At 69.5% G+C, this 26,473-nt stretch carries 23 protein-coding genes and 1 tRNA gene; 16 read left to right on the top strand and 8 right to left on the bottom strand.

The genetic code is table 11. The annotated features are described in order from the left end of the window. The first annotated feature begins 43 nt into the window (after positions 1–43). Entirely contained in the window at positions 44–1,225 is a 1,182-nt protein-coding gene (locus A5702_RS07815; RefSeq protein ID WP_068219665.1) for an acetyl-CoA C-acetyltransferase, read from the top strand. A 159-nt stretch (positions 1,226–1,384) separates the two neighbouring features. Then, positions 1,385–2,308, top strand: coding sequence for a tetratricopeptide repeat protein (locus A5702_RS07810; RefSeq protein ID WP_067824026.1), 924 nt, complete (start codon positions 1,385–1,387; stop codon positions 2,306–2,308). A gap of 4 nt (positions 2,309–2,312) precedes the next feature. On the opposite strand, the gene glgB is transcribed toward A5702_RS07810, so the two are convergent. Beyond that, the gene (gene glgB / locus A5702_RS07805; protein WP_055404474.1) at positions 2,313–4,508 is read right to left on the bottom strand and encodes a 1,4-alpha-glucan branching protein GlgB; all 2,196 of its coding nucleotides are present in this window, start codon (positions 4,506–4,508) and stop codon (positions 2,313–2,315) included. A 1-nt stretch (position 4,509) separates the two neighbouring features. Further along, positions 4,510–6,624 (bottom strand): alpha-1,4-glucan--maltose-1-phosphate maltosyltransferase, encoded by a 2,115-nt coding sequence (locus tag A5702_RS07800; protein ID WP_068219662.1) that lies wholly within the window; start codon positions 6,622–6,624, stop codon positions 4,510–4,512. Positions 6,625–6,870: 246 nt separating this feature from the next. Between A5702_RS07800 and glgP the strand changes: the two genes are divergently transcribed. Continuing rightward, positions 6,871–9,516, top strand: coding sequence for an alpha-glucan family phosphorylase (gene glgP, locus A5702_RS07795; RefSeq protein WP_055404470.1), 2,646 nt, complete (start codon positions 6,871–6,873; stop codon positions 9,514–9,516). Here the strand turns inward: glgP and A5702_RS07790 are convergent. Continuing rightward, complete coding sequence (locus tag A5702_RS07790) at positions 9,500–11,509, bottom strand: ATP-dependent DNA helicase (RefSeq protein WP_156669522.1); 2,010 nt, start codon at positions 11,507–11,509, stop codon at positions 9,500–9,502. The two genes, glgP and A5702_RS07790, sit on opposite strands and share 17 nt — an antisense overlap. A gap of 26 nt (positions 11,510–11,535) precedes the next feature. Further along, positions 11,536–12,849, bottom strand: a complete 1,314-nt coding sequence (locus A5702_RS07785; RefSeq protein WP_068219660.1) for a nicotinate phosphoribosyltransferase — start codon at positions 12,847–12,849, stop codon at positions 11,536–11,538. Between the two features lie 67 nt (positions 12,850–12,916). Here A5702_RS07785 and clpS point away from each other — a divergent pair, with 67 nt between their 5' ends. The 8 genes from clpS (at position 12,917) to rdgB (ending at position 18,656) form a co-directional block, all read left to right on the top strand. Beyond that, positions 12,917–13,222 carry an ATP-dependent Clp protease adapter ClpS gene (gene clpS, locus A5702_RS07780; protein WP_055404466.1) on the top strand — a complete coding sequence of 102 codons (306 nt, stop codon included), beginning with the start codon at positions 12,917–12,919 and terminating at the stop codon, positions 13,220–13,222. Between the two features lie 25 nt (positions 13,223–13,247). Next, positions 13,248–13,835, top strand: a complete 588-nt coding sequence (locus A5702_RS07775; protein ID WP_055404464.1) for a DUF2017 domain-containing protein — start codon at positions 13,248–13,250, stop codon at positions 13,833–13,835. Then, positions 13,832–14,872 carry a P1 family peptidase gene (locus tag A5702_RS07770; protein WP_068219657.1) on the top strand — a complete coding sequence of 347 codons (1,041 nt, stop codon included), beginning with the start codon at positions 13,832–13,834 and terminating at the stop codon, positions 14,870–14,872. The genes A5702_RS07775 and A5702_RS07770 overlap by 4 nt, the downstream gene beginning before the upstream one ends. A gap of 36 nt (positions 14,873–14,908) precedes the next feature. Beyond that, positions 14,909–15,589, top strand: a complete 681-nt coding sequence (locus tag A5702_RS07765; protein ID WP_231965013.1) for a rhomboid family intramembrane serine protease — start codon at positions 14,909–14,911, stop codon at positions 15,587–15,589. After that, positions 15,586–16,401, top strand: coding sequence for a glutamate racemase (murI, locus tag A5702_RS07760; RefSeq protein WP_068219650.1), 816 nt, complete (start codon positions 15,586–15,588; stop codon positions 16,399–16,401). The genes A5702_RS07765 and murI overlap by 4 nt, the downstream gene beginning before the upstream one ends. A gap of 73 nt (positions 16,402–16,474) precedes the next feature. Continuing rightward, positions 16,475–17,257 carry a cyclic nucleotide-degrading phosphodiesterase gene (locus A5702_RS07755; RefSeq protein ID WP_067899365.1) on the top strand — a complete coding sequence of 261 codons (783 nt, stop codon included), beginning with the start codon at positions 16,475–16,477 and terminating at the stop codon, positions 17,255–17,257. 23 nt (positions 17,258–17,280) lie between these two features. Next, positions 17,281–18,060, top strand: coding sequence for a ribonuclease PH (gene rph, locus A5702_RS07750; RefSeq protein WP_055404453.1), 780 nt, complete (start codon positions 17,281–17,283; stop codon positions 18,058–18,060). Next, the gene (gene rdgB, locus A5702_RS07745; protein ID WP_068219647.1) at positions 18,057–18,656 is read left to right on the top strand and encodes an RdgB/HAM1 family non-canonical purine NTP pyrophosphatase; all 600 of its coding nucleotides are present in this window, start codon (positions 18,057–18,059) and stop codon (positions 18,654–18,656) included. Before rph ends, rdgB begins: the two co-directional genes overlap by 4 nt. A 6-nt stretch (positions 18,657–18,662) precedes the next feature. Here the strand turns inward: rdgB and A5702_RS07740 are convergent, their stop codons facing one another. Further along, positions 18,663–19,013, bottom strand: a complete 351-nt coding sequence (locus tag A5702_RS07740; protein ID WP_055404449.1) for a DUF3817 domain-containing protein — start codon at positions 19,011–19,013, stop codon at positions 18,663–18,665. After that, the gene (locus A5702_RS07735) at positions 19,010–19,387 is read right to left on the bottom strand and encodes a hypothetical protein (protein ID WP_067824011.1); all 378 of its coding nucleotides are present in this window, start codon (positions 19,385–19,387) and stop codon (positions 19,010–19,012) included. Before A5702_RS07735 ends, A5702_RS07740 begins: the two co-directional genes overlap by 4 nt. A 97-nt stretch (positions 19,388–19,484) precedes the next feature. On the opposite strand from A5702_RS07735, the gene A5702_RS07730 reads away from it, so the two are divergent. Together A5702_RS07730 and A5702_RS07725 are read left to right on the top strand one after the other, a co-directional pair. Next, positions 19,485–19,571, top strand: a tRNA-Leu gene (locus A5702_RS07730). A gap of 73 nt (positions 19,572–19,644) precedes the next feature. After that, on the top strand, positions 19,645–19,962 hold the full coding sequence (locus A5702_RS07725; protein WP_067824008.1) for a hypothetical protein: 318 nt from the start codon (positions 19,645–19,647) through the stop codon (positions 19,960–19,962). Here A5702_RS07725 and A5702_RS07720 read toward each other — a convergent pair. Continuing rightward, positions 19,959–20,384, bottom strand: a complete 426-nt coding sequence (locus A5702_RS07720; protein ID WP_068219645.1) for a thiol-disulfide oxidoreductase DCC family protein — start codon at positions 20,382–20,384, stop codon at positions 19,959–19,961. The two genes, A5702_RS07725 and A5702_RS07720, sit on opposite strands and share 4 nt — an antisense overlap. A 156-nt stretch (positions 20,385–20,540) precedes the next feature. Here A5702_RS07720 and A5702_RS07715 point away from each other — a divergent pair, with 156 nt between their 5' ends. From A5702_RS07715 to A5702_RS07705, 3 genes are all read left to right on the top strand, one after another. After that, entirely contained in the window at positions 20,541–23,123 is a 2,583-nt protein-coding gene (locus tag A5702_RS07715) for an ABC transporter ATP-binding protein/permease (protein ID WP_068219642.1), read from the top strand. Further along, positions 23,120–24,856, top strand: a complete 1,737-nt coding sequence (locus tag A5702_RS07710; RefSeq protein WP_068219641.1) for an ABC transporter ATP-binding protein — start codon at positions 23,120–23,122, stop codon at positions 24,854–24,856. Before A5702_RS07715 ends, A5702_RS07710 begins: the two co-directional genes overlap by 4 nt. 80 nt (positions 24,857–24,936) lie before the next feature. After that, the gene (locus tag A5702_RS07705) at positions 24,937–26,013 is read left to right on the top strand and encodes a phosphotransferase family protein (protein WP_068219718.1); all 1,077 of its coding nucleotides are present in this window, start codon (positions 24,937–24,939) and stop codon (positions 26,011–26,013) included. Positions 26,014–26,018: 5 nt separating this feature from the next. Here the strand turns inward: A5702_RS07705 and A5702_RS07700 are convergent, their stop codons facing one another. Then, entirely contained in the window at positions 26,019–26,444 is a 426-nt protein-coding gene (locus A5702_RS07700) for a pyridoxamine 5'-phosphate oxidase family protein (RefSeq protein ID WP_067899339.1), read from the bottom strand. Between the last annotated feature and the right edge of the window lie 29 nt (positions 26,445–26,473).

Below are 26,473 nucleotides of genomic sequence, written 5' to 3'. Positions count from 1 at the left end.
CGGGAGGCCGAATCGGCCGTCCGCGGACCCTTGGGAGGTTGTTATGACGACGTCGGTGATCGTTGCTGGAGCGCGCACGCCGATCGGCAAGTTGATGGGTTCGCTGAAGGATTTCTCGGCGAGCGACTTGGGTGCGATCGCGATCGCCGGCGCGCTGGAAAAGGCCAACGTGCCCGCCTCGCTGGTCGAGTACGTGATCATGGGCCAGGTGTTGACCGCCGGGGCCGGCCAGATGCCCGCGCGCCAGGCGGCGGTTGCGGCCGGCATCGGCTGGGACGTTCCCGCGCTGACGATCAACAAGATGTGCCTGTCCGGTATCGACGCCATCGCGCTGGCTGACCAGCTGATCCGCGCCGGCGAATTCGACGTGGTGGTGGCCGGCGGCCAGGAGTCCATGACCAAGGCGCCGCATTTGCTGATGGACAGCCGGGCTGGCTACAAGTACGGCGACGTCACGGTCCTGGACCACATGGCCTACGACGGCCTGCACGACGTCTTCACCGACCAGCCGATGGGCGCGCTCACCGAGCAGCGCAACGACGTCGACAAGTTCACCCGCGCCGAGCAGGATGAGTTCGCTGCGCGGTCGCATCAGAAGGCCGCCGCGGCGTGGAAGGACGGCGTCTTCGCCGACGAGGTCGTTCCGGTCAACATCCCGCAGCGCAAGGGTGATCCGCTGCAGTTCACCGAGGACGAGGGGATCCGCGCCAACACCACCGCCGAGTCCCTGGCCGGCCTGAAACCGGCCTTCCGCAAGGACGGCACCATCACCGCCGGTTCGGCGTCGCAGATCTCCGACGGCGCGGCGGCCGTGGTGGTGATGAACAAGGCCAAGGCGGAGGAGTTGGGGCTGACCTGGCTGGTCGAGATCGGTGCGCACGGCGTCGTCGCCGGACCGGACTCCACGCTGCAGTCGCAGCCGTCCAACGCGATCAAGAAAGCGCTCGGCCGCGAGGGGATTTCGGTCGACCAGCTCGACGTCGTCGAGATCAACGAGGCGTTCGCTGCGGTCGCCCTGGCCTCGACCCGCGAACTCGGCGTCGACCCCGAGATCGTCAACGTCAACGGCGGCGCGATCGCGGTCGGGCACCCGATCGGCATGTCGGGCGCCAGGATCACCCTGCATGTGGCCCTGGAGCTGGCCCGGCGCGGCTCCGGCTACGGCGTGGCGGCCCTGTGCGGGGCGGGCGGCCAGGGCGACGCGTTGATCCTGCGGGCAAACTGAGCGGCGCCCGGACGACGCGCGTCGACGTTGCTGGCGCGACGGCCGCGGGAACTTTTGTGATCTTCGTCATACCGGCCGCTCGGGCGCCCCTTCGGGGCGCCTGCGGGCCGCCGAACGCCCGGTGGATGGGCCGGCGATGGGCATGACAAACTTGACGGCGTGACGCGTCCGCGACCCTCAATCGGCCCCGCGCTGGCCGGTGCCGTCGACTTGTCCGGTCTCAAGCAGCGGGCCCAGCAGCAACCGCCGGCCGGCGGGACCGGCGGCGCCGCAACGCCGGCCGCCGAGGGTGGCCCCGGCGTCTCGGCCATCACCGAGGCGAACTTCGAGAGCGACGTCCTGCTGCGGTCGGAGGAAGTGCCCGTCGTGGTCCTGCTGTGGTCGCCGCGCAGCGACGCGTGTGTCCAACTGCTGGACACGCTGTCCGGCATGGCGGCGCAGGACAACGGCGAGTGGTCCCTGGCCACGGTCAACGTCGACGTGGCGCCCAGGGTCGCCCAGATATTCGGCGTCGACGCCGTCCCGACCGTCGTGGCCTTGGCCGCCGGGCAGCCCATCTCGAGTTTCCAGGGCATGCAGCCGCCCGATCAATTGCGGGGCTGGCTGGATCAGATCTTGTCGGCGACGGCCGGAAAGCTAAGGGGCCGAGCCGGTTCCGCGGATGCCGAGGTGGTGGACCCCGAGCTGGCCGCCGCGCGCGAACAGCTCGAGGCGGGCAACTTCGCGGGCGCCAGGGACGCCTACCAGGCGATTCTGGACGCCAACCCGGGCAGCGTCGAAGCGAAGGGCGCGATCCGGCAGATCGACTTCCTCATGCGCGCGACCGCCCATGCACCGGACGCCCCCGCGGCGGCCGATGCGTCCCCGGGCGACATCGACGCGGCCCTGGCGGCCGCGGACGTGCAAATCCTCAATCAGGACGTGAGCGCCGCGTTCGAGCGCCTGATCGCGTTGGTGCGCAGCACATCCGGCGACGAACGCACGCGGGTGCGCACCCGGTTGATCGAGCTTTTCGAGCTCTTCGATCCCGCCGACCCCGAGGTCGTCGCCGGACGGCGCAACCTCGCCAACGCGCTCTACTGAGGGCCTACTCCGGTTCGAGCCACAGGGCCGAGTTGGGCGGCAACACCAGCACCGCCGACGCCGGCCGGCCGTGCCACGGGTCCTCGGTGGCGTCGACGCCGCCCATGTTGCCGATGCCGGAGCCGTTGTAGTCGGTGGCGTCGGTGTTGAGCACCTCGCGCCAGCGGCCCGCGGACGGCAGGCCGAGCCGGTAACCGCTGTGCTCGCTGCCGGCGAAGTTGAACACGCAAGCCATGACCGAGCCGTCGCTGCCATACCGCAAGAAGCTCAGCACGTTGTTGGCCGAATCGTTCGCGTCGATCCAGGAGTAGCCGTCGGGAATGGTGTCCTGGCTCCACAGTGCCGGGCGGTTGCGGTAGATGGCGTTGATGTCGCGCACCATGCGTAGGACGCCGTTGGAGAAGCCCTGCTCGTCGAGTTGCCACCAGTCCAGGCCGCGCTCCTCGGACCATTCGGCGCGCTGGGCGAATTCCTGCCCCATGAACAGCAATTGCTTACCGGGATGCGCCCACTGGTAGGCGAGCAGGCTGCGCAGCCCGGCGGCCTTGACGTGGTTATTGCCCGGCATCCGCCCCCACAGCGTGCCCTTGCCGTGCACCACCTCGTCGTGGCTGATCGGCAGCACATAGTTCTCGCTGAACGCGTAGAGCATCGAGAACGTCATCTCGTGGTGGTGGTAGTTGCGGTAAATCGGGTCGCGGCTGATGTAGTCGAGGGTGTCGTGCATCCAGCCCATGTTCCACTTCATCGAAAAACCCAGGCCGCCAAGGTTTGTCGGGCGTGTCACGCCCGGCCACGACGTCGACTCCTCCGCGATGGTGACGATGCCTGGGGCCGACTTGTGCACCGTGGCGTTCATCTCCTGCAGGAACTGCACGGCCTCCAGGTTTTCCCGGCCGCCGTAGATGTTGGGGGTCCAGCCGCCTTCCGGGCGTGAGTAGTCCAGGTACAGCATGGACGCCACCGCGTCCACGCGCAGGCCGTCGACGTGGTACTCCTCGAGCCAATACAGCGCGTTGGCCACCAGGAAGTTGCGCACCTCGTTGCGGCCGAAGTCGAACACGTAGGTGCCCCAATCCAATTGCTCGCCACGCTTGGGGTCGGAGTGCTCGTAGAGGGGGGTGCCGTCGAACCGGCCCAGCGCCCAGGCGTCTTTGGGGAAGTGCGCCGGCACCCAGTCCACGATGACGCCGATGCCGGCGCGGTGCAGCGCGTCGACGAGCGCCCGGAACTCGTCGGGAGTGCCGAACCGCGACGTCGGCGCGAAGTACGACGTCACCTGGTAACCCCATGACCCGGCGAAGGGATGCTCGGCGACGGGAAGCAGCTCGACGTGGGTGAACCCGTGCTCCACAACGTAATTGGTCAGCTCCTCGGCCAGCTGCCGGTAGTTCAGCCCGGGGCGCCATGAACCGAGGTGAACCTCGTAGGTGCTCATCGGCTCGAAGACCGGGTTGCGCTGGGCGCGCTGTTCCATCCAGTCGGCGTCCTGCCAGGAGTACTTGCTGCGCGTCACCCGTGAGGCGGTGTGCGGCGGCACCTCGGTGGCGAAGGCCATCGGGTCGGCCCGATCGGTCACCACGCCGTCGGCGCCGTGCACGCGGAACTTGTACAGGCCGTCGGCGGGAAAATCGGGCCAGAACAGCTCCCACACCCCGGAGGACCCCAGTGAGCGCATCGGGGCGTCATTGCCCGTCCAGCCGTTGAACTCACCGATCAGGCTGACGCCCTTGGCGTTGGGCGCCCACACCGCGAACGACACCCCGTTGACGACCCCGTCGGCCGTGGTGAACGAGCGCGGGTGCGCGCCAAGGACTTCCCAGAGTCGCTCATGGCGGCCCTCGTTGAACAGGAATAGGTCGACCTCGCCCAGGGTGGGCAGAAAGCGGTAGGCGTCGGCGACGACGTAGGGGTCGGAACCCTCGTATTTCACCTGCAGCCGGTAGTCGATCAGGTTGGTGAACGGCAACGCCGTTGCGAACACGCCGGATTCGATGTGCTGCAGCGGGAATTTGTCCTCGCCGACGAGCGCGACCACCTCGGCGGCATGCGGGCGGAACGCGCGGATGACGGTGTGGTCGGTGTACTCGTGGGCGCCCAGGACGCCGTGCGGGTTGTGATGCGTGCCCGCCAGCAGGCGCGACAGGTCAGCCGGGTCCGGGGCCAGGTGCGTCTTGGCGAGTTGGTCGGCTTGGCTCATGTCACAATCCCTCCGGTCCGTGTGGTGGCCTGCGGAGCAGCTTCATTCGCGACTCCTGTGGGATGAGCGGCATGTTGATCACATGCGCGACGGCCCGCGCAGGGTCGATGCGAACGTAGTTTGCTTGCCCCCATTGGAATTCCTGGCCGGTGATTTCGTCGCGCACCCAAAATCGCTCGTAGGGCTCCATACCCAATGCCGCCATGTCTAAAAACAGGGTGGCTTCCTCGGCGCCGTACGCGTTGAGCGTCACCACCACCAACACGCAGTCGCCGGTGGCCGGGTCGAACTTGCTGTAGGCCAACAGCGCATCGTTGTCCACGCTGTGGAAATGGATGGTGCGCAGCTGCTGCAGCGCGGGGTGCAGCCGCCGAATCGAGTTGAGCAGCGTGATGAACGGCTCGAGCGAACGCCCCTCGGCCAGAGCGCCCGCGAAATCGCGCGGCCGCAGCTCGTACTTCTCGGAGTCCAGGTACTCCTCGCTGCCCTCCCGCACCGCGCGGTGTTCGAACAGCTCGTAGCCCGAGTACACGCCCCAAGCCGGACCCATGGTCGCCGCCAGCACCGCGCGGATGGCGAACATTCCCGGGCCGTTGTGCTGCAGGATGGCGTGCAGGATGTCGGGGGTGTTCACGAACAGGTTCGGCCGCCGGAAATCCGCGGCGGCGGCGATGGCGTCGCCGAACTCGGTGAGTTCCTGCTTGGCCGTGCGCCAGGTGAAGTAGCTGTAGGACTGGGTGAAGCCGAGCTTGGCCAGCCCGTACTGCCGGGCCGGCGGGGTGAAGGCCTCCGACAGGAAAAGCACGTCGGGGTCGATGCTCTTGGCCTGGGCGATCAGCCATGCCCAGAAGTTCGGCGGCTTGGTATGCGGGTTGTCCACCCGAAAGAACTTGACCCCGTGGTCCATCCAGTGCCGCACGACCCGCAGCACCTCGTCGTAGAGGCCGGCCGGGTCGTTGTCGAAGTTGAGCGGGTAGATGTCCTGGTATTTCTTGGGCGGGTTTTCCGCGTAGGCGATGGTGCCGTCGGGCAATTCGGTGAACCACTCGCGATGCTCGCGGGCCCACGGATGGTCCGGTGCGCACTGCAACGCCAGGTCCAGTGCCACCTCCATGCCGAGTTCGCCCGCCGCGGCCACGAACGCGTCGAAGTCCTCGATGGTGCCAAGCTCCGGATGGATGGCGTCGTGGCCGCCCTCGTCACTACCAATTGCCCAGGGGGAGCCCACATCTGACGGGGCGGCGGTCGGAGAGTTGTTGCGGCCCTTGCGGTGGATCTTACCGATCGGGTGGATCGGCGGCAGGTACACGACGTCGAATCCCATTGCCGCGATGCGGGGAAGCTGGGCGGCCGCCGTGGCGAACGTGCCGTGCACGGGTTTGCCTTTGGCGTCCCACCCGCCGGTCGAGCGGGGAAACATCTCGTACCACGAACCGAAGCGCGCCAGCGGCCGATCCACCCAGACCCCGTACTGATCGCCGCGGGTGACCAAATCGCGCAACGGATACTCGGCGAGGATCTCGTCGATCTCCGGCGCCAGGGCCAGCGCGGTGCGGGTGGTCGGGTCCCCGGGGCTTCGCAGCGCCGTGGCGGCCGCCAGCAGCGGGTCGCGCCGCGCGCGCGGCACTCCGGTGGCGGCGCGCTCGTACAGCGCGGCCCCCACCAGCAGGTCGTTGGACAGTTCCGTCTCGCCCTGACCGGCCTCGAGCTTGGCGACCAGACCGTGCCGCCAGGAGTCGATGGGGTCACCCCAGCCGTCCACTCTGAACGTCCACAGGCCGACCCGGTCGGGCGTGAATTGGCCGTGGAACACGTAGGGCTCGATGCCCAATGTCATCGGCAGGAGCAGCGGCTTGATCCGTTGCTGGTCCACGCCGCCGTCGACCTCGGATGCGAACTTGACCGGAGCCTGCACCGCCTTGAGTCGGCGCGTCTCGGTCACTTGCGGATAGCGCGGCCCGAGGTAGCGCACCACCAGGGTCGCCGCGACGGCCTCGTGGCCTTCCCGCCACACCGCCGCGCTGACCGGGACGGTCTCGCCGACCACGGCCTTGGCGGGATAAGCGCCGCAGGAGACGACGGGTTGGACGTTATCGATCTCGACACGACCAGGCACAACACTCCATTTCCGAATCGTCGTCGGCTGGTTCCGATTGTGTGCGGCCAAACCGCGGTGTGCTCCGTCGCGGAATGCCTCTCGTCTGGCGAAACTTCCTGTCGTGGGGAACTTCCTCTGCGGGGAAGCGCCGTTGCGGCCCCAGTAACTAACCGATACCCACCCTAGTGTGCGGTCACACCCTTGGCTCGAAAAGCGCTCTCCGCCGCCGTGCACCGAGCGAAATCCTCAGTAAGGTAAGGACGCGTGAAAGCCCTCCGCCGCTTTACCGTCCGAGCTCACCTTCCCGAGCGGCTGGCCGCGCTGGACCAGCTGTCGACCAACTTGCGATGGTCATGGGACAGGCCCACCCAGGACTTGTTCGCGACGGTGGACGCGGGGTTGTGGCAGCGGTGCGGCGCCGATCCGGTCGCGTTGCTGGGCGCGGTCAATCCGGCCCGCCTCGACGAGCTGGCGCTCGACGAGGCGTTCCTCGGTCGGCTCGACCAACTGGCCGCCGACCTGAACGATTACCTGAGCCGTCCGCTCTGGTATCAGCAGCAGCAGGCCGAAGGTCGGGCGATGCCGGCGGCCATCGCCTACTTCTCGATGGAGTTCGGCGTCGCCGAGGTGCTGCCCAATTACTCGGGCGGTTTGGGCATCCTCGCCGGGGACCACCTGAAGGCGGCGTCGGACCTGGGCGCGCCGCTGGTGGCGGTCGGCCTCTACTACCGGTCCGGGTATTTCCGGCAGTCGCTGACCGCGGACGGCTGGCAGAACGAGACCTACCCGTCGCTGGACCCGCAGGGGCTGCCGTTGCGGCTGCTCACCGATGCCGCCGGCGACCCCGTCCTGGTCGAACTGACGCTGCCCGACGCCGCCCAGCTGCACGCGCGGATCTGGGTGGCGCAGGTGGGCCGGGTGCCGCTGCTGCTGCTCGATTCCGACGTCCCCGAGAACGAGCACGAGCTGCGCAGCATCACCGACCGGCTGTACGGCGGCGACCAAGAGCACCGGATGCGTCAGGAGCTGCTGGCCGGCATCGGCGGGGTGCGCGCGATCCGCGCGTTCACCGCCATCGAGGGCCTGCCCGCCCCCGAGGTGTTCCACATGAACGAGGGGCACGCCGGGTTCCTCGGAGCCGAACGCATCCGCGAGCTGATGACCGATGCGGGGCTGGACTTCGACACCGCGCTGGCCGTCGTGCGCTCCAGCACGGTCTTCACCACCCACACCCCGGTGCCCGCCGGCATCGACCGGTTTCCGATCGACATGGTGCGGCTCTACTTCGACGGGCATGTCGAGGAGGACGCCGGCAAGAAGACCGAGAAGGCCGGTGGCAAGAGCGCGCCCGTGTTGTTGCCGGGCGTGCCGACCGCCCGCGTTCTTGCGCTCGGCGCCGAGGACGATCCGACCAAATTCAACATGGCGCACATGGGTCTGCGGTTGGCGCAGCGGGCCAACGGCGTATCGCTGCTGCACGGCGAGGTGAGCCGGGCCATGTTCAGCGAGCTGTGGTCGGGCTTCGACGCCGACGAGGTGCCGATCGGGTCGATCACCAACGGAGTTCACGCGCGCACCTGGGCGGCTCCGCAATGGTTGCAGTTGGGGCACGAGCTGGCGGGTTCGGACTCGTTCGCCGACCCGGGTGTCTGGCTGCGCCTGAACCAGGTTGATTCGGGCCATCTTTGGTGGATCCGGTCCCAACTGCGCTTGCTGTTGGTCGAGGACGTGCGGCGGCGGCTGCGCAAATCGTGGCTGGAACGCGGCGCGTCCGACGCCGAATTGGGTTGGATCGCAAAGGCGTTCGACCCCGACGTGCTCACCATCGGTTTCGCGCGGCGGGTGCCCACGTACAAGCGGTTGACGCTGATGCTGCGCGACCCGGAGCGGCTCGAACGCCTGCTGGTCGACGAGCAGAGGCCGATCCAGCTGATCGTCGCGGGGAAGTCGCACCCGGCCGACGACGGCGGCAAGGCGTTGATCCAGCAGGTGGTGCGCTTCGCCGACCGGCCGGAGGTGCGGCACCGCATCGCGTTTCTGCCCGACTACGACATGTCCATGGCGCGGCTTCTGTACTGGGGATGCGATGTCTGGTTGAACAACCCGCTGCGGCCGCTGGAGGCCTGCGGCACGTCCGGAATGAAGAGCGCGCTCAACGGCGGGTTGAACCTGTCCATCCGCGACGGCTGGTGGGACGAGTGGTACGACGGCGAAAACGGTTGGGAGATACCGTCCGCCGACGGTGTGACGGACGAAACCCGCCGCGACGACCTGGAGGCCAGCGCCCTCTACGACCTCCTGGAACAGTCCGTGGCCCCCAAGTTCTACGAACGAGACGAACACGGGGTGCCGCCGCGCTGGATCGAGATGGTGCGGCACACCTTGCAGACGCTCGGGCCGAAGGTGCTGGCGTCGCGGATGGTGCTCGATTACGTGCAGCAGTACTACCTGCCCGCGGCGCAGTCGCTGCGCAGGACCGTGGGGCCAGCCGAGGACGGCGAGGACGGCGGCGAGTTCGGCGCGGCGCGCGAGGTGGCGGCCTACCGTCGGCGCGCGGAGGAGGCCTGGCCCAAGATCACCATCACCGACGTCGACAGCACCGGATTGCCGGACACCCCCGTGCTCGGCTCCAAGTTGACCCTGACGGCCACCGTCGCGCTGGACGGGCTGGCGCCCGACGAGGTCACGGTCCAGGGCCTGGTGGGCCGGGTGGACTCCAGCGATGCGCTGCTGGACCCGGTCACCGTCGAGATGTCGTACACCGGCACCGCCGAAGGGGGCAACCAGGTGTTCTCGACGACGCTGTCGTTACCGCTGGCGGGTGCGGTCGGGTACACGGTGCGCGTGCTGCCCCGTCACCCGATGCTGGCCTCCAGCGCCGAGTTGGGCCTGGTCACCCTAGCCCGCTGACCGTCGGCGGCCCCTCCGGCGCGGCGCGCAGTCGCTCCAGCGCCGCGCGGACCTGCGCGGGGTCGGTGGTCTGCCAGAACGGCGGCAGCGAGGCGCACAGGTAGGCGCCGTAGCCGGCGGTGACCATCCGCGAGTCCAGCACCGCGACCACTCCGCGGTCGGTGACGCGCCGCAACAGCCGGCCCGCGCCCTGGGCCAACAACAAGGCGGCGTGGCTGGCGGCGACGGCCATGAAACCGTTGCCGCCGCGCGCGGCGACCGCGCGCTGCCGGGCGCCCAGCAGCGGGTCGTCCGGCCGCGGAAACGGGATGCGATCGATGAGTACCAGGGACAGCGACGGCCCGGGAACGTCGACACCCTGCCACAACGACAGCGTGCCGAACAGCGAGGTCTGAGGGTCGGCGCTGAACTGCTCGACCAGCGCGGAGGTGCTGTCGTCACCCTGACACAGCACCGGCGTCGACAATCGCTGGCGCATGGCCTCGGCGGCGGCCCGCGCGGCGCGCATCGACGAGAACAGGCCCAGGGTCCGCCCGCCCGCCGCGGTGATGAGCTCGGCGATCTCGGCCAGCTGCTCGGCCGAGCCGGTGCCGTCCCGCCCCGGCGGCGGCAGGTGGGCGGCGACGTACAGAATGCCGGCCCTGGCGTGCTGGAACGGCGAACCGACGTCGACACCGCGCCAGCGCGCAGCGGGGGCGTCGGGAGCGGTCAGGCCCCACGCCGCGGCCATCGCGTCGAAGGTTCCGCCGATGGCCAGGGTCGCCGACGTCAACACCGCGGTGGATCGGGAGAACACCCGCTCGCGCAGCAGGCCCGCGACCGACAGCGGCGCCACCCGCAGCACCGGGCGCATCGCGCCCCGGTTGTCCTCGTGATCCAGCCAGACCACATCTGTGCGATCGGGGATCGCCGGGGCGAACGAGGTGAGGACCCGCGACGCGGTATCCGATATCTCGGCGAGCGCCGCGATCGCCTCGGCGCGTGCCGCGGCCGCTTTCGCGTCGCTGGTGGTGTCGATCGCCGAGCGCGCCGCGCCGGCGGCGTCGCGCAGCGCGGTCAGGTAGGTCGCCAGCTCGTCGTCGAGGCGGTCGATGCGGCCCGGGGTGGCGTCATGGATGGCCGCGGCGAAGTTGGCCGTCGCGGCCTCCAAGCGTTGGGACAGTTCGGGATTGACCAACCGGGCGATCCGGCGCGCCGCTACGCCCAGGGCGGCCGGCGTCAATTCCGCGGTGGCCACCGACGTGACCCGGTCGACCAACTCGTGGGCCTCGTCCACCACCAGCAGCGCGTGTTCGGGCAGCACGGCCGATTCGGAGACGGCGTCGATAGCAAGCAGCGCGTGGTTGGTCACCACGATGTCGGCCGCGCCGGCCCGGCCGCGCGCCCGTTCGGAGAAGCACTCGGTGCCGAACGGGCAGCGGGCCACGCCCAGGCATTCCCGCGCCGAAACGCTGACCTGCGACCAGGACCGATCCGGCACACCGGGTTTCAGGTCGTCCCGGTCGCCGGACTCGGTCGTCGACGCCCAGGCGGTGAGCCGTTGGACGTCGCGGCCCAGCGCGGTGGCCGCCATCGGATCGAATAGTTCCTCCTGCGGCCGGTCGCCGGCGTCTTCCTCGGCCTCGGCGCCACCGTTGTGAATCTTGTTCAGGCACAGATAGTTTCGTCGGCCCTTGAGCAGTGCGAACTGCGGGCGGCGCGGCAGCGCGCCGGCGATCGAGTCGATCAGCCTGGGCAGGTCGCGATCGACGAGCTGGCGCTGCAGCGCGATGGTGGCCGTGGACACGACGACCGGCGAATCGTCGTCGATGGCGCGAACGATCGCGGGCACCAGGTACGCCAGCGACTTTCCCGTGCCGGTGCCGGCCTGCACGACCAGGTGCTCACTGGTCGCGAACGCCCGCGCGACGGCGTTGGCCATCTCGAGTTGACCGCCGCGCTCACTGCCGCCCAGCCCGGCCACGGCGGCGGCCAGCAACTCGGGCACGGACACTTCGGACGTGGCTACCCTCTCTGGTGCTACCGGTGACCGGCGGGAATCTGCGTCGTCGGGATCGCGGGCTCGCCGTGCGACAGGTTCAGGCCCTCCCACGGCAGGCTGCGCAGTCCGGAAGCTACCAGCTCGCGCGCCTCGGCCACATTCGGTTTGGCGACGACGTCGCCCCCGCGGACCAGCGGGACGGTCAGCACCCGGGCCGGTTCGCTCGCGGTGGGCCGGCGGCCCGCCGGGTACACCACCTCCTCGGTGACAGTGCCCGACGGCCGCGTCAGGCGCAGCGCCTCCTTGCGGCCGCCGCGGGATTCCTTGCGGCTGCTGCGCTTTTGCACCGGTATCCCGTCCACTTCGACCAGTTTGTAAACCATGTTCGCGGTCGGCGCGCCCGAACCCGTCACGAGCGACGTGCCGACGCCGTAACTGTCCACCGGTTCGGCGCCCAGGGCCGCGATGGAGAACTCGTCGAGGTCACCGGAGACCACGATGCGGGTGCCGGTGGCGCCCAACCCGTCGAGCTGGTCGCGGACCTGGCGCGCCAGCACGCCCAGCTCACCGGAGTCGATCCGCACCGCACCGAGCGACGTCCCGGCGGCGGCGACGGCGTTGGCCACGCCGGTCGTCACGTCGTAGGTGTCGACCAGCAACGTGGTGTCGACGCCCAGCGCCTCGACCTGCGCCCGGAACGCGGCCAGTTCGGTCTCTTCGGCGGTTTGGTCGCTCGCGTGCAGCATGGTGAACGCGTGCGCCGAGGTGCCCTGCGCGGGTATGCCGTATCGGCGCTGGGCCTCGAGGTTGGAGGAGGCGGCGAAGCCGGCGATATAGGCGGCACGCGCCGCGGCGACCGCGGCGTATTCGTGGGTCCGGCGCGATCCCATCTCGATCAACGGTCGGTCCCTGGCCGCACTGACCATCCGCGCCGCCGCGGAGGCCACCGCCGTGTCGTGATTGAAGATCGACAACGCCAGCGTCTCCAGCACGACGCATTCGGCGAAAGTGCCGGTCACCGACAGGACGGGGGAGCCGGGGAAGTACAGCTCGCCTTCGGCGTAGCCGTCGATGTCACCGCCGAACCGGAAATCGCCCAAGTAGCGCAACGTATCTGGATCGAGGAACTGCGCCAGCACGTCGCACGCCTCGTCGTCGAACCCGAACTGCGGCAACGCTTCGAGCAACCGGCCGGTCCCGCAGACCACGCCGTAACGACGGCCCTCGGGCAGTCGGCGGGCGAACAGTTCGAAGGTCGTCGGGCGGTCGGCGGTGCCGTCTTGCAGCGCGGCCGCCAACATCGTCAACTCGTACTTGTCGGTAAGCAGCCCAGTTACGACCGCGTCGTTCATTCCATAACGGTATCGGCTGCCGTCGGGGGCTCGGAAACCTCACCTGTCGCTCGGTATCGTGTAGACCATGGTTGTTATGTCAGCGCCCACTAAGCCGGGCACTACAGGACAACGTGAGTCCGCGCCGGTAGAGGTAACCGCGAGTCCGTGGGTCACCATCGTGTGGGATGACCCGGTCAACCTGATGACCTATGTGACGTACGTGTTCCAAAAGCTGTTCGGCTACAGCGAGCCGCACGCCACCAAGCTGATGCTGCAGGTGCACAACGAAGGCAAGGCGGTGGTGTCAGCCGGCAGCCGGGAGTCCATGGAAGTCGACGTGTCCAAGCTGCATGCCGCCGGATTGTGGGCGACCCTGCAGCAGGACCGGTGATCTTCGAGGGCTTCGGCGATCACCTGTGCGCAAATGGAAGCGCGTCGAGACCGCGGACGGTCCCCGTTTCCGGTCCGCCCTGGCGTCTCACGAAGCCGCCCTGCTGAAGAACCTGGCCACCGCCATGGTCGGGTTGCTCGATGAGCGTGAATCATCCTCGCCCGCAGACGAACTCGAGGAGATCACCGGCATCCGGACCGGAAACAGCGATCCGCCGAAGGACCCGACCCTGCGCCGGCTGTTGCCCGATTTCTTCCATCCCGACCACCGCAATGCGTCGGACCCCGAGGCGGCGAACAGCCTCAACGCCGCGCTGCGCAGCTTGCACGAGCCCGAAATTATCGAGGCCAAACGCGTTGCCGCACAACGCTTGTTGGAATCCGTTCCGAACGACGGCGGCCGCTTCGAGCTGACCGAGGACGACGCCAACGCGTGGATCGCGGCCGTCAACGACATCCGCCTGACGCTGGGCGTGATGCTCGAGGTCGGCCCGCAGGGACCGGAGCGCCTGCCCGCCGACCACCCGCTGGCGGTGCACTTCGACGTCTATCAATGGCTGACCGTGTTGCAGGAGTACCTGGTCCTGGTGCTGATGGGCAGGCCGGCCGGATGAACGCCATCACCGACGTCGGCGGCATCCGCGTCGGTCACCATCACCGACTCGACCCCGACGCGACCATGGGCTCCGGGTGGGCCTGTGGCGTCACCGTCGTGCTGACCCCGCCCGGGACCGTCGGCGCCGTCGATTGCCGCGGCGGCGCCCCCGGCACCCGCGAGACCGACCTGCTCGACCCCGCCAACACCGTCCGGTACGTCGACGCGGTGCTGCTCGCCGGCGGCAGCGCCTACGGCCTGGCGGCCGCCGACGGGGTGATGCGCTGGCTGGAGGAACGCGAACGTGGCGTGGCGATGACCGGCGGGGTGGTGCCCATCGTGCCCGGCGCGGTGATCTTCGACCTGCCCGTCGGCGGCTGGGACCGTCGCCCGTCGGCGGAGTTCGGGTACCGGGCCTGCGAAGCCGCCGAAGCGGCGGGCGCGCCGGACGTCGGGAGCGTCGGCGCGGGCGTGGGGGCGCGGGCCGGGGTGTTCAAGGGCGGCGTCGGGACCGCCTCGACGGCGTTGCCGTGCGGGGTGACCGTGGGCGCGGTGGTCGTGGTGAACTCCGCCGGGGACGTCGCCGACCGGGCCACCGGCCTGCCGTGGATGGCGGACCTGGTGCACGAATTCGGGCTGCGACAGCCGCCGGCGGAGCAGGTCGACGCCTTCGCGCAGTTGCCCACCGCGGCGGGCCCGCTGCAGAACCCGCTCAACACCGTGATCGCCGTGGTGGCCACCGACGCGGCACTCAGCGCGGCCGCATGCCGGCGCGTCGCCGTCGCCGCCCAGGACGGCCTGGCCCGCGCCGTCCGCCCGGCGCACACCCCGTACGACGGCGACACGGTGTTCGCGCTGGCGACCGGGGCGGTGGAGGTCCCGCCCCCACCCGACGCGCCCGCCTCGTTCTCGCCGGAGATGCGGCTGGCCGCGGAGGTGGGCGCCGCCGCGGCCGACTGCCTGGCGCGTGCGGTGCTGGTCGGCGTGTTCGCCGCGGAATCGGTGGCGGGGATACCCACCTACCGCGACGTGCTGCCCGGGGCGTTTGCCCGATGATGAGTTCGCCGCCGGCCGCGCCGGTAACCTGCAGCTATGGCTAAGACCACCCCGACGGGACGATCGGGTGCATCCGGGGCGCGGGCGAAGCGGCCCGCGTGGATGGTCGGCGGGGCCACGATCCTCACCTTCGTCGCGCTGCTCTACCTCATCGAGCTGATCGACCAGCTGACCCGGCATTCGCTGGACGCGAACGGCATCCGGCCGCTCGAGGCCGACGGGCTGTGGGGGATCGTGTTCGCCCCGGTGTTGCACGCCAATTGGCAGCACCTGATCGCCAATACGATCCCGCTGCTGGTGCTGGGTTTTCTGATGACGCTGGCCGGGCTGAGCCGGTTCGTCTGGGCCACCGCGATCGTGTGGATCCTGGGCGGCTTCGGCACGTGGCTGATCGGCGACGTGGGCAGCTCCTGCGGGCCCACCGATCACATCGGCGCCTCCGGCCTGATCTTCGGCTGGCTGGCCTTTTTGCTGGTGTTCGGGATCTTCGTCCGGCGATTCACCGACATCGTGATCGGGCTGGTGGTGCTGTTCGCCTACGGCGGAGTGCTGCTGGGCGCCATGCCTGTGCTGGGCAGGTGCGGGGGCGTGTCGTGGCAGGGGCACCTGTGCGGCGCGATCGCCGGCGTCATCGCCGCGTATTGGTTGTCCGCGCCGGAACGCAAGGCGCGTGCCAACAGAAAGGGCGGCGCCGCCACGCCGCGACCCACCGCATGAGCTCGCCGTTGGCGCCCGTCGGGATCTTCGACTCCGGCGTCGGGGGACTGACGGTCGCGCGGGCGATCATCGACCAACTCCCCGACGAGGACATCGTCTACGTCGGTGACACCGGCAACGGGCCGTACGGTCCGCTCACCATTCCGGAGGTGCGGGCGCACGCGTTGGCCATCGGCGACGACCTGGTCGGGCGTGGCGTCAAGGCGTTGGTGATCGCGTGCAATACCGCGTCGGCCGCCTGCCTGCGTGACGCCCGCGAGCGTTACGACGTACCCGTCGTCGAGGTGATCCTGCCGGCTGTGCGCCGCGCGGTCGCCACGACGCGTAACGGCCGGATCGGGGTCATCGGCACGCAGGCGACCATCAACTCGCACGCGTATCAGGACGCGTTCGCCGCGGCCCGCGATACCGAGATCACCGCCGTGGCCTGCCCGCGCTTCGTCGACTTCGTCGAGCGGGGCGTGACGAGCGGCCGTCAGGTGCTCGGGCTGGCCGAGGGATACCTCGAACCGCTGCAGCGCGCCCAGGTCGACACGCTGGTGCTCGGGTGCACGCACTACCCGCTGCTGTCTGGGCTGATCCAGCTGGCGATGGGGGAGCACGTGACCCTCGTGTCGAGCGCCGAGGAAACCGCCAAGGAGGTGCTGCGGGTGCTCACCGAGCGCGACCTGCTCCGACCGCATGATGCGCCGCCCGCGACCCGGGTATTCGAGGCCACCGGCGACCCCGAGGCATTCACCCGATTGGCGGCCCGATTTCTGGGTCCCGCGGTCACCGGCGTGCAACCCGTTCACCACGTGCGGATCGACTAGCTCCGATGGCGAGATTCTCATCACATGAATGCGGCGATGTTTTCGTCACGGTCCCATCGGGCATGGCACAGTAGTGTCCGTGCGAATAACCGTGCTCGGCTGCTCGGGCAGCGTGGTGGGGCCGGATTCGCCCGCGTCGGGATATCTGCTCCGGGCACCGGACACCCCGCCGATGGTCATCGACTTCGGCGGCGGTGTGCTTGGCGCGCTCCAGCGCTATGCCGATCCCGCCTCCGTGCACGTGCTGTTGTCCCATCTGCACGCCGACCACTGTCTGGATCTTCCCGGTTTGTTCGTGTGGCGCCGGTACCACCCGTCGCGCCCGGACGGCAAGGCGTTGTTGTACGGGCCCGGCGACACCTGGTCCCGCCTGGGCGCGGCATCGTCACCCTACGGCGGCGAAATCGACGACTGCTCAGACATTTTCGACGTTCGGCACTGGGTCGACGGCGAGCCGGTCACGTTCGGGTCGCTCACCGTGACGCCGCGGGTGGTGGCCCACCCGACGGAGTCCTACGGCATGCGGATCACCGATGCCACCGGCGCCTCGTTCGTCTACAGCGGCGACACCGGCGTCTGCGACCAGCTCGTCGAGCTGGCCCGCGACGCCGACGTCTTCCTCTGCGAAGCCTCCTGGACCCACTCGCCGGACCGCCCGCCCGCCCTGCACCTGTCGGGTACCGAGGCCGGCAGGATCGCGACCCAGGCCGGCGTCCGCGAGCTGCTGCTGACGCACATCCCGCCGTGGACCTCGCGCGAGGACGTGATCACCGAGGCCAAGGCGGAGTTCGACGGACCCGTGCATGCGGTGGTGTGCGGCGAAACGTTCGATATCCGCCGCTCTGAAAGGGTCTGACCGTCCCGCGTTAGGGTTGCGTCGTGACCAGACGAGAAGACGGCCGCCTTGACGACGAGCTTCGCCCGGTAGTCATCACCCGCGGTTTCACCGACCATCCGGCGGGATCGGTGCTGATCGAATTCGGCCACACCAAGGTCATGTGCACCGCCAGCGTCACCGAGGGGGTGCCGCGCTGGCGCAAGGGTTCCGGTCTGGGTTGGCTGACCGCGGAGTACGCGATGCTGCCATCGGCCACCCACACGCGCTCCGACCGCGAATCCGTAAAGGGGCGGTTGTCCGGCCGCACCCAGGAGATCAGCCGGCTGATCGGCCGGTCGCTGCGGGCCTGCATCGACCTTAGGGCGTTGGGGGAAAACACGATCGCCGTCGACTGCGACGTGTTGCAGGCCGACGGCGGCACCCGCACCGCCGCCATCACCGGCGCCTTCGTGGCGCTGTCCGACGCCGTGACCTACCTGGCCGCGGCGGGCAAGCTGTCCGACCCGCGGCCGTTGTCGTGCGCCATCGCGGCGGTCAGCGTCGGGGTGGTCGACGGCAGGATCCGGGTGGACCTGCCCTACGAGGAAGACGCGCGCGCCGAGGTCGACATGAACGTCGTCGCCACCGACACCGGGACCCTCGTCGAGGTTCAGGGCACCGGTGAGGGGGCGACGTTCCCGCGGTCGACGCTGGACAAGCTGCTCGACGTGGCGCTGGCCGCCTGCGACAAGTTGTTCGCCGCCCAGCGTGAGGCGCTGGCCCAGCCGTATCCGGGCGAGCTGCCCGAGGGGGCGCCGCCGCCGAAGGCGTTCGGCAGCTGACGCGCGTATTGGTCGCCAGCCGCAACCCCAAGAAGCTGGCCGAATTGCGCCGGGTGCTCGACGCCGCCGGCCTGACGGGGCTGACGTTGCTGTCCTTGCGGGACGTGCCCCCCTTCGATGAGGCGCCCGAAACGGCCGCGACCTTCGAGGACAACGCGCTGGCCAAGGCGCGGGACGCGTTCGCCGCGACCGGGCTTGCCGCGGTGGCCGACGACTCCGGTCTTCAGGTGGCCGCGTTGAACGGGATGCCCGGGGTGCTCTCGGCGCGCTGGTCGGGCAACCACGGCGACGACGCCGCCAACACCGCGCTGCTGCTCGCGCAGTTGCGCGACGTGCCCGACGAACGGCGCGGCGCCGCGTTCGTGTCCGCCTGCGCCCTGGCCGGGCCGACCGGCGAGGTCGTCGTCCGCGGCGAGTGGCCCGGCAGCATCGCGCGGGCACCGCGCGGCGACGGCGGCTTCGGTTATGACCCGGTCTTCGTTCCGAACGGGTCCGGGCGCACCGCCGCGGAACTCAGCCCCGAGGAGAAGGACGCGGTCTCCCATCGCGGGCGCGCCCTCGCGCTGTTGGTGCCGGCGCTGCGCGAGTTGGTCTAGCGCGCCTTAAAGGCCGAAGCGGGTCTTGACGTCCCTGGTCTGGACCTGCTCGACGATGATGCCCAGCACCGGGATGGTCCCCGCGAGCAGCACACCGATCGTCTTGGCAATCGGCCACCGCACCTTGACCGCCAGATTGAACGCGGCCAACACGTAGATGAAGTAGACCCAGCCGTGGACCACCTCGATCCAGCGGATCTCGTGGTGCATGACGAGGTGCGAGACGATCTCGTAGCACAGCGCGATCAACCAGAGGCCGGTCGTCCACGCCATGATCCGGTAGGCGAGCAGTGCGGTGCGAATCTTCTCGATGGGGAAGGCGGACGCCGGTGCCCCGGGCGGCTCGGGTGTGGTCATGCGGTGGTCCTGTTCTGTTTTTCGGTGTCGTGTTTGGCCAACTCGGCAAGGTAGGCGTTGTACTCCGCGAGCGCCGGATCGTCGGGCGGCTGGGGCGTCGGCTTGGGGCGCTCTGGGAGCAAGCCGGCGGGTAGCTCGGTTTGGGCTTCCCGGCGGGGCTCGGGTGGCATCTCTTCGTAGCGGACGTATTTGCGGTAGGCGTACACGCAGAACCAGGCGAACAGCGGCCATTGCAACGCGTAGCCGAGGTTCTGGAACGTGCCCGAGACCGACTGGAACCTGGTCCACTGCCACCAGCCCAGCGCCAGGCATCCGCACGCCGCGACGATCACCAAGGCGATCAGCGCGGGCCTGCGACGGCGGGTGGTGGACACCCCATGAACCTACCGCTCACGACTTGGGGCCGACGAATTCGTCGAGGCGCGCTGTCGGCGGGTAGGGCCGCGAACGCAGCGGTACGATCGGCACGCTGCGGGCGTGATGAAATTGGCAAACATGCCGGCTTTAGGTGCCGGTGCTCGTAAGAGCTTGAGGGTTCGAGTCCCTCCGCCCGCACCACCAGTTCTCCTTCGCCAGGCGTTAAACCCTCCGTGCGGGGTACCTGCATCTGCACGGGACACAAGGAGACGCCATGGACACCAGAGACCAGCCGGGCGAGAAAGCCTTCAGTTCAAAAGACGTGGAGCGCGCCGAACGCAGAGCCGCGCAGGCTCGCGAACGCGCCGCACACGCGGGGCTCTCGGCGGCCCGCAGCTTGGAGGAGTCGGCCCGCAAGCACGACCAGATCGCGCGGATGCAAGACCGGACCGTCGAGCTTGGTGTTTCTCATGTGGGCGCCCACCGCGAGTCGGCGGTCAAGCATCGGGAAGCGGCGGTCGAGGACCGCAAGCTGGCCCAACTGAAGCGCGAGGAGTCCGAGGCCGACTTGGCGCTCGGGGCCGAGGGCTAGGCGTCCAGGAAGCGGGCGCGAACCTGCGGCGGCGGCAACGGGCAAGTGTCGTACTTGCCGAAGACGCGATAGCGGATGCCGGCGAACTTGTCGTAGAGCCAGTCGCGCACCGGAGCCGGAATGATGCGGGCCATTCCGAACAGCTTCCACGGCCCGCCGAGGTAATCCACCACGCGCAGCGCGGCGGCGGATCGGACGGCTACCCGTTCGGCGGGCCGGCCCGGCTCATCGACGAACACCACGGAGTCGACACCCTCCATGGCCGGGTGCCGAGCGAAGACCGCGCGGGCGTAGTCGCTGTCCAGGGCCGCGAAGCGCAGGGTGCCGGCGCGGTCGAACCGAAGTACCGTGCGCACCGCCGCATTGCACACGCCGCAGACGCCGTCGTAGAGCAACACCGGCGGAACCGATTCACCGCTCACGCCACCAGGCTACCGAGCCAGCTCAGGCCACCCGGGTTTGACCTTTGGTAAGGCAACCCTTAGTTTGTGGGCGGTAGCGTATTCAGCGAAGGGGCCGCCCGCCGGCCCGTTCGCTGACGTCGCCGCGGAGCTGAGCGCCGCGGGAAAGGACCGGTGATGGCGCGCGGACTCTCCGGCGTGATGTTGCGAAGCTTCGGCGCCCGCGACCACACCGCAACCGTGATCGAAACCGTCCAGATCGCACCGCATTTCGTGCGGGTGCGGATGACGTCGCCGACCTTGTTCGAAGACGTGGACGCCGAACCCGCGGCCTGGCTGCGGTTCTGGTTCCCGGACCCGGACGGATCCAACACCGAATTCCAGCGCGCCTACACGATTTCCGAGGCCGACGTCCCCGAGGGCCGCTTCGCCGTCGACATCGTGCTGCACGAACCCGCGGGCCCGGCGTCGAAATGGGCACGCACCGTGCAACCCGGCGCCACCATCGCCGTCATGGCGCTGATGGGCTCGTCGCGCTTCGACGTGCCGGACGAACAACCGGCCGGCTACCTGCTGATCGGGGATTCCGCGTCGATCCCGGGGATGAACGGCATCATCGGCGTCGTCCCCGACGAAGTGCCGATCGAGATGTATCTCGAGCAACACGACGACCACGACGTCCTGATACCGATCGCCCAGCATCCCCGATTGCGCGTGCACTGGGTGGTCCGCCATGACGAGAAATCCCTTGCCGCGGCGATCGATAGCCGGGACTGGTCCAACTGGTACGCGTGGGCGACGCCCGAGGCCACCGTGCTCAAGCACGTGCGAACGCGGCTGCGCGACGAATTCGGCTTCCCCAAGTCCGAGGTACACGCCCAGGCCTATTGGAGCGCCGGACGGGCGATGGGCACCCGCCGCGGTGACGAGCCCGACCCCAATGAGATTGCCCCAGAACGAGTTTCATCACCGGAGCCGCACGGTCCGGCGCCCGTCGCCGCGGCGCGCGGCAGCTGGCGAGCCCAGGGTGCCGGCCGATTGCTCGCGCCGCTGCGCTCGGCGCTGATCCTGTCCGGGGTGCTGCAGGCCGTCATCACGCTGGTGCAGCTGGCACCGTTCGTGCTCCTGGTCGAGCTGGCCCGACTGCTGGTTTCAGGGGCGCCGGCCCCACGGCTCTGGGATGTCGGGATCGCGGCCGTCGCGCTGCTGGGAACCGGCACCGTGCTCGGGGCGGCGCTCACGCTGTGGCTGCACGTCGTCGACGCCCGGTTCGCCGCAGACCTGCGTTCCCGCTTGCTGCACAAGCTGTCTCGGCTGCCGCTGGGTTGGTTCACCGCGCGCGGATCCGGCTCGATCAAGCAGCTGCTGCACGACGACACGCTGTCGCTGCACTATCTGGTCACCCACGCGATCCCCGACGCGGTCGCGGCGATCGTCGCGCCGCTGGCCGTGCTGGCCTACCTGTTCGCCGTCGACTGGCGGGTGGCGCTCGTGCTGTTCCTGCCCGTCCTGGTGTACCTGGTGCTGACGTCTTCGCTCACCATCCAGTCCGGCCCGCGCATCCCGCAATCACAGCGCTGGGCGGAGAAGATGAACGGCGAGGCCGGCGCCTACCTGGAGGGCCAACCGGTGATCCGCGTCTTCGGCGGGGCGGCCGCATCCAGCTTCCGGCGCCAACTGGACTCCTACATCGAATTCCTCGTCTCCTGGCAGCGGCCGCTGGCGGGCAAGAAGACGCTGATGGATTTGGTCACCCGGCCCTCGACCTTCCTGTGGCTGATCGTGCTCACCGGCACCCTGCTGACCGTGAGCGGCCGAATGAATCCGGTCAATTTGCTGCCATTCCTGTTGCTGGGCACCACATTCGGCGCCCGGCTGCTGGGAATCGCATACGGGGTGGGTGGCATCAGCGCCGGCATGCTGGCCGCCCGCCGCCTGCAGAACGCCCTCGACGAACCCGAACTCGACGTCTGCGGGCACGACCAGTCCGGCGATCCGTCGGCGACCGTGGAATTCGACGACGTCAGCTTCGGCTACCGCCCGGGCGTCCCGGTGATCCAGAACGTGTCGTTGGCGCTGCGGCCCGGCACCGTCACCGCCCTCGTCGGCCCGTCGGGCTCCGGGAAGTCGACGCTGGCCGCCCTGTTGGCCCGGTTCCACGACGTCGAACGGGGCTCGATACGCGTTGGGGGCCGCGACATCCGGTCGATGACCGCCGATGAGCTCTACGCGAACGTCGGGTTCGTCCTGCAGGAGACGCAACTGGTGCACGGCACCGTCGCCGACAACATCGCGCTGGCCGTCCCCGATGCCAGCGCGACCCAGATCCAGGAGGCGGCGCGCCAAGCGCGAATCCACGACCGCATCATGCGACTGCCGGACGGCTACGACACCGTGCTGGGCGCGGGCAGCGGCCTTTCCGGTGGGGAGCGGCAACGGCTCACGATCGCCCGCGCGATCCTGGCGGACACGCCGGTGCTCATTCTCGACGAGGCCACCGCGTTCGCCGACCCGGAATCGGAATACCTTGTGCAGCAGGCGCTCAACCGGCTGACGCGGGATCGCACCGTGCTGGTGATCGCCCACCGATTGCACACCGTCACCGGCGCCGACCAGATCGTCGTGCTCGACCACGGGCGGATCTCCGAACGCGGCACGCACGAGGAGTTGCTGGCCGCCGACGGCCGCTACCGACGGCTCTGGGAGGGCGGCCGACGAGACCCGGTCGCGGCCAGCCCGGCTCGGGAGGGGGCGCGATGATCCGCACGTGGTTACACCTGGTCCCGGCGGATCGCCGCGCCAAGGTCAGCGCCTACACCGTGCTCGCGCTGCTCTCCGTGGTGGTCCGCGCGGCGGCCGCGGTGCTGCTGGTGCCATTGGTGGGCGCGCTGTTCGGCGACGCCCCGCACCGCGCGCTGGGGTGGCTGGGCTGGCTCACCGCCGCCACCGTGCTCGGATGGGTGATCGACACCGCGACGGCACGCATCGGCTTCGACCTGGGGTTCGCCGTGCTCGACCACAGCCAGCACGACGTGGCGGACCGGTTGCCTTCGGTGCGGCTGGACTGGTTCACCGCCGAGCACACCGCGACGGCACGCCAGGCGATCGCCGCGACCGGTCCCGAACTGGTCGGCCTCGTCGTCAACCTGCTGACGCCGCTGACCTCCGCCATCCTGCTGCCCGCCGCCATCGGGCTGGCGTTGCTCCCGATCTCGTGGCAGCTCGGCGTGGCCGCGCTGGGCGGGGTGCCGCTGCTGCTGGGTGCGTTGTGGGCGTCGTCGCGACTGGCGCGGCGCGCCGACGCCGCCGCCGACGAAGCCAACAGCGCGCTCACCGAACGGATCATCGAATTCGCGCGCACCCAGCAGGCGTTGCGGGCCGCCCGGCGGGTCGAGCCGGCGCGCAGCCTGGTCGGCGACGCGCTGGCCGCGCAGCGCGGGGCGACCATGCGGTTACTGGCCATGCAGATTCCCGGCCAGCTGTTGTTCAGCCTGGCCAGCCAGCTCTCGCTCATCCTGCTGGCGGGGGCGACCGCGGCGCTGACCATCAACAAGACGGTCACCGTGCCCGAGGCCATCGCGTTGATCGTCGTCATCGTGCGCTACCTGGAGCCGTTCACCACGATCAGCGAACTGGCGCCGGCCCTGGAAAGCACCCGCGCCACGCTCGGCCGCATCCGCTCGGTCCTCGCGGCGCCGGTGCTGAACGCCGGGTCCGCCAGGCTGCCCGCCGCGACGGCGCCCAGGATCGAATTCGACGACGTCACGTTCGGCTACGACGGCGCTACCGCCCCGGTGCTGGACGGGGTGAGCTTCAGTTTGGCGGCGGGCAGCACGACGGCGATCGTCGGACCGTCCGGATCGGGCAAGAGCACCATCCTGGCGCTGATCGCCGGGCTGCACGAGCCGACCCGCGGCCGGGTCCTGATCGACGGTGTCGACGCGGCGACGCTGGACGCGGAATCGCGGCGGGCGGCCAGCAGCGTGGTGTTCCAGCACCCCTACCTGTTCCACGGGTCGATCCGGGACAACGTGTTCGCCGGGCATCCCGGCGCCGACGCGGCGCAGTTCACGCGGGCCGTGGCGCTGGCCCGCGTGGACGAACTCATCGGCCGGCTGCCTGAGGGCGCCGACACGATCGTCGGCGAAGCGGGCTCCGCATTGTCCGGCGGCGAACGCCAACGGGTCAGCATCGCGCGGGCGCTGCTCAAACCGGCGCCGACGCTGTTGGTCGACGAGGCCACCAGCGCCCTGGACACCGAAAACGAGGCGGCGGTGGTCGACGCACTCACGCTCGACCCGCGGTCGCGCACCCAGGTGATCGTCGCGCACCGGTTGGCCAGCATCAGCCACGCCGACCGAGTCCTGTTCCTCGATGGCGGTCGCGTTGTCGAGGACGGAACGGTCGACGAATTACATGCGGCGGGTGGGCGTTTCGACGAGTTCTGGCGGCAGCAGCACGAGGCCGCCGAATGGCGGGTCCGCTCCGGCTAGGAGTTGACCGCGGCTCTTGCGGTATGCCTTACAGTTTGTCAGTCGGGCAAGGCGGCCCGGGTACAGGAGGCGTGCTGTTCATGAGTGCTGTGGTGTCGATTCCGCGGTATCCGGGCGACGTGACGCCGGAGTGGCTGTCGAACGCGCTCAGTGGGGGCGGCGCACCCGTCGAGGTTGCCGACGTCGACGTGGTCGCGATCGGCACCGGGCAGACGGGTGCGACCTACCGGGTGACCGCCCGCTACGCCGGGAGCCCCGGTGACCTGCCCCAGACCTTCGTCATCAAATTGCCCGCCCAGGACGACACCGTCCGCGATCGGGTGGTCATCGGATATCGCAGCGAGTGCGCGTTCTACTCGTCCGTGGCCGGCCGGGTGCGGGTGCCGACGCCGCGGTGCTACTACTCGGAGATCTCCGAGGACGCAATGGATTTCGCCTTGCTCCTCGCCGATCAAGCGCCCGCCGTGCAGGGCGACCAGCTCGCCGGTTGCGGGCAGCGCGAAGCGCGGCTCGCGGTCACCGCGCTCGCCGGCTTGCACGCGCCCAGTTGGTGCGATCCGTTCTGGCTCGATTTCCCGGGCATTGCGTTCGGCCGACCCGACGAGGCGGGCGCCGGCGGCATGGGCGAGGTGGCGAAGATGAGCGCCGACATCACCCTCGACAAGCTGGGCGATCGGATGAGCGCCGAGGATCGCGATACCTTCAGCGCGGCAATGGGATTGGTCACCCCGTGGCTGATGACCGAGTATGACCGGTTCGCGCTGCTGCACGGTGACTACCGCCTGGACAACCTGCTGTTCGATCCGGACCGAACCCGGGTCAGCGTGGTCGACTGGCAGACGCTCGGGGTGGGTCTGCCGGCCAGGGATCTCGCCTACTTCACCGCCACCAGCCTCGATTCGGCGCTGCGCGCGAGCATCGAGGGGGGTCTGGTCACCGACTATCATCGCGCCTTGACGACGTCGGGGGTCGCCGGCTACGACCGCGAAACGTGTTGGCGCGATTACCGTCTCGGGGTGTTGCAGGCACCCCTGATCTCGGCGCTGGGGTTCGCGTTCGCCGCCGCGACCGACCGTGGTGACGACATGGTGCTGACCATGCTCACCCGCGGCTGCCAAGCGATCCGTGAGCTCGGGACGCTGGACCTGATCGGCTGAGACCTCTACAGGTCGCCGGTGAAGTCCGCGCTCAGCCAGCGGTCGGGGCGGATGGTGTACATCACCTCTTCCACCCCCTCCATGCTGCGGATGAACGCCCGCCCGCCCTCCTCGCCGAGGTAGCGGATGGCGATCGCCTCCTGCACGTCGTGGGGAGCCGGATTGGTGGTCTCGACGATCGAGCCCTCGACCACCACGTACTGATACGGCGGCTCTTCGCGCTGGACGACCAGCGTCACCGCCCCGGCCCGCTCGATGAGCCGCGTCTTGCGACTCGACGCCCCGGTCATGATCCGGATGTCCCCACCCGGCGTGTAGTCGTACCAGATCGGGACGCTGGCCGGGGGCCGGCCGTCGGCCGCGACGGACAACACGGCGACGTGCTTGCCGGCCAGAAACTCCTGACGTTCGCTCTCGGTGAAGGCTTTCATGTGGCCAGCAATCGCCGCCCGCGGGAATC

Source organism: Mycobacterium sp. E3339, from assembly GCF_001666915.1.
Taxonomy (GTDB): domain Bacteria; phylum Actinomycetota; class Actinomycetes; order Mycobacteriales; family Mycobacteriaceae; genus Mycobacterium.
This window is presented reverse-complemented; position numbering and strand designations above follow the sequence as displayed.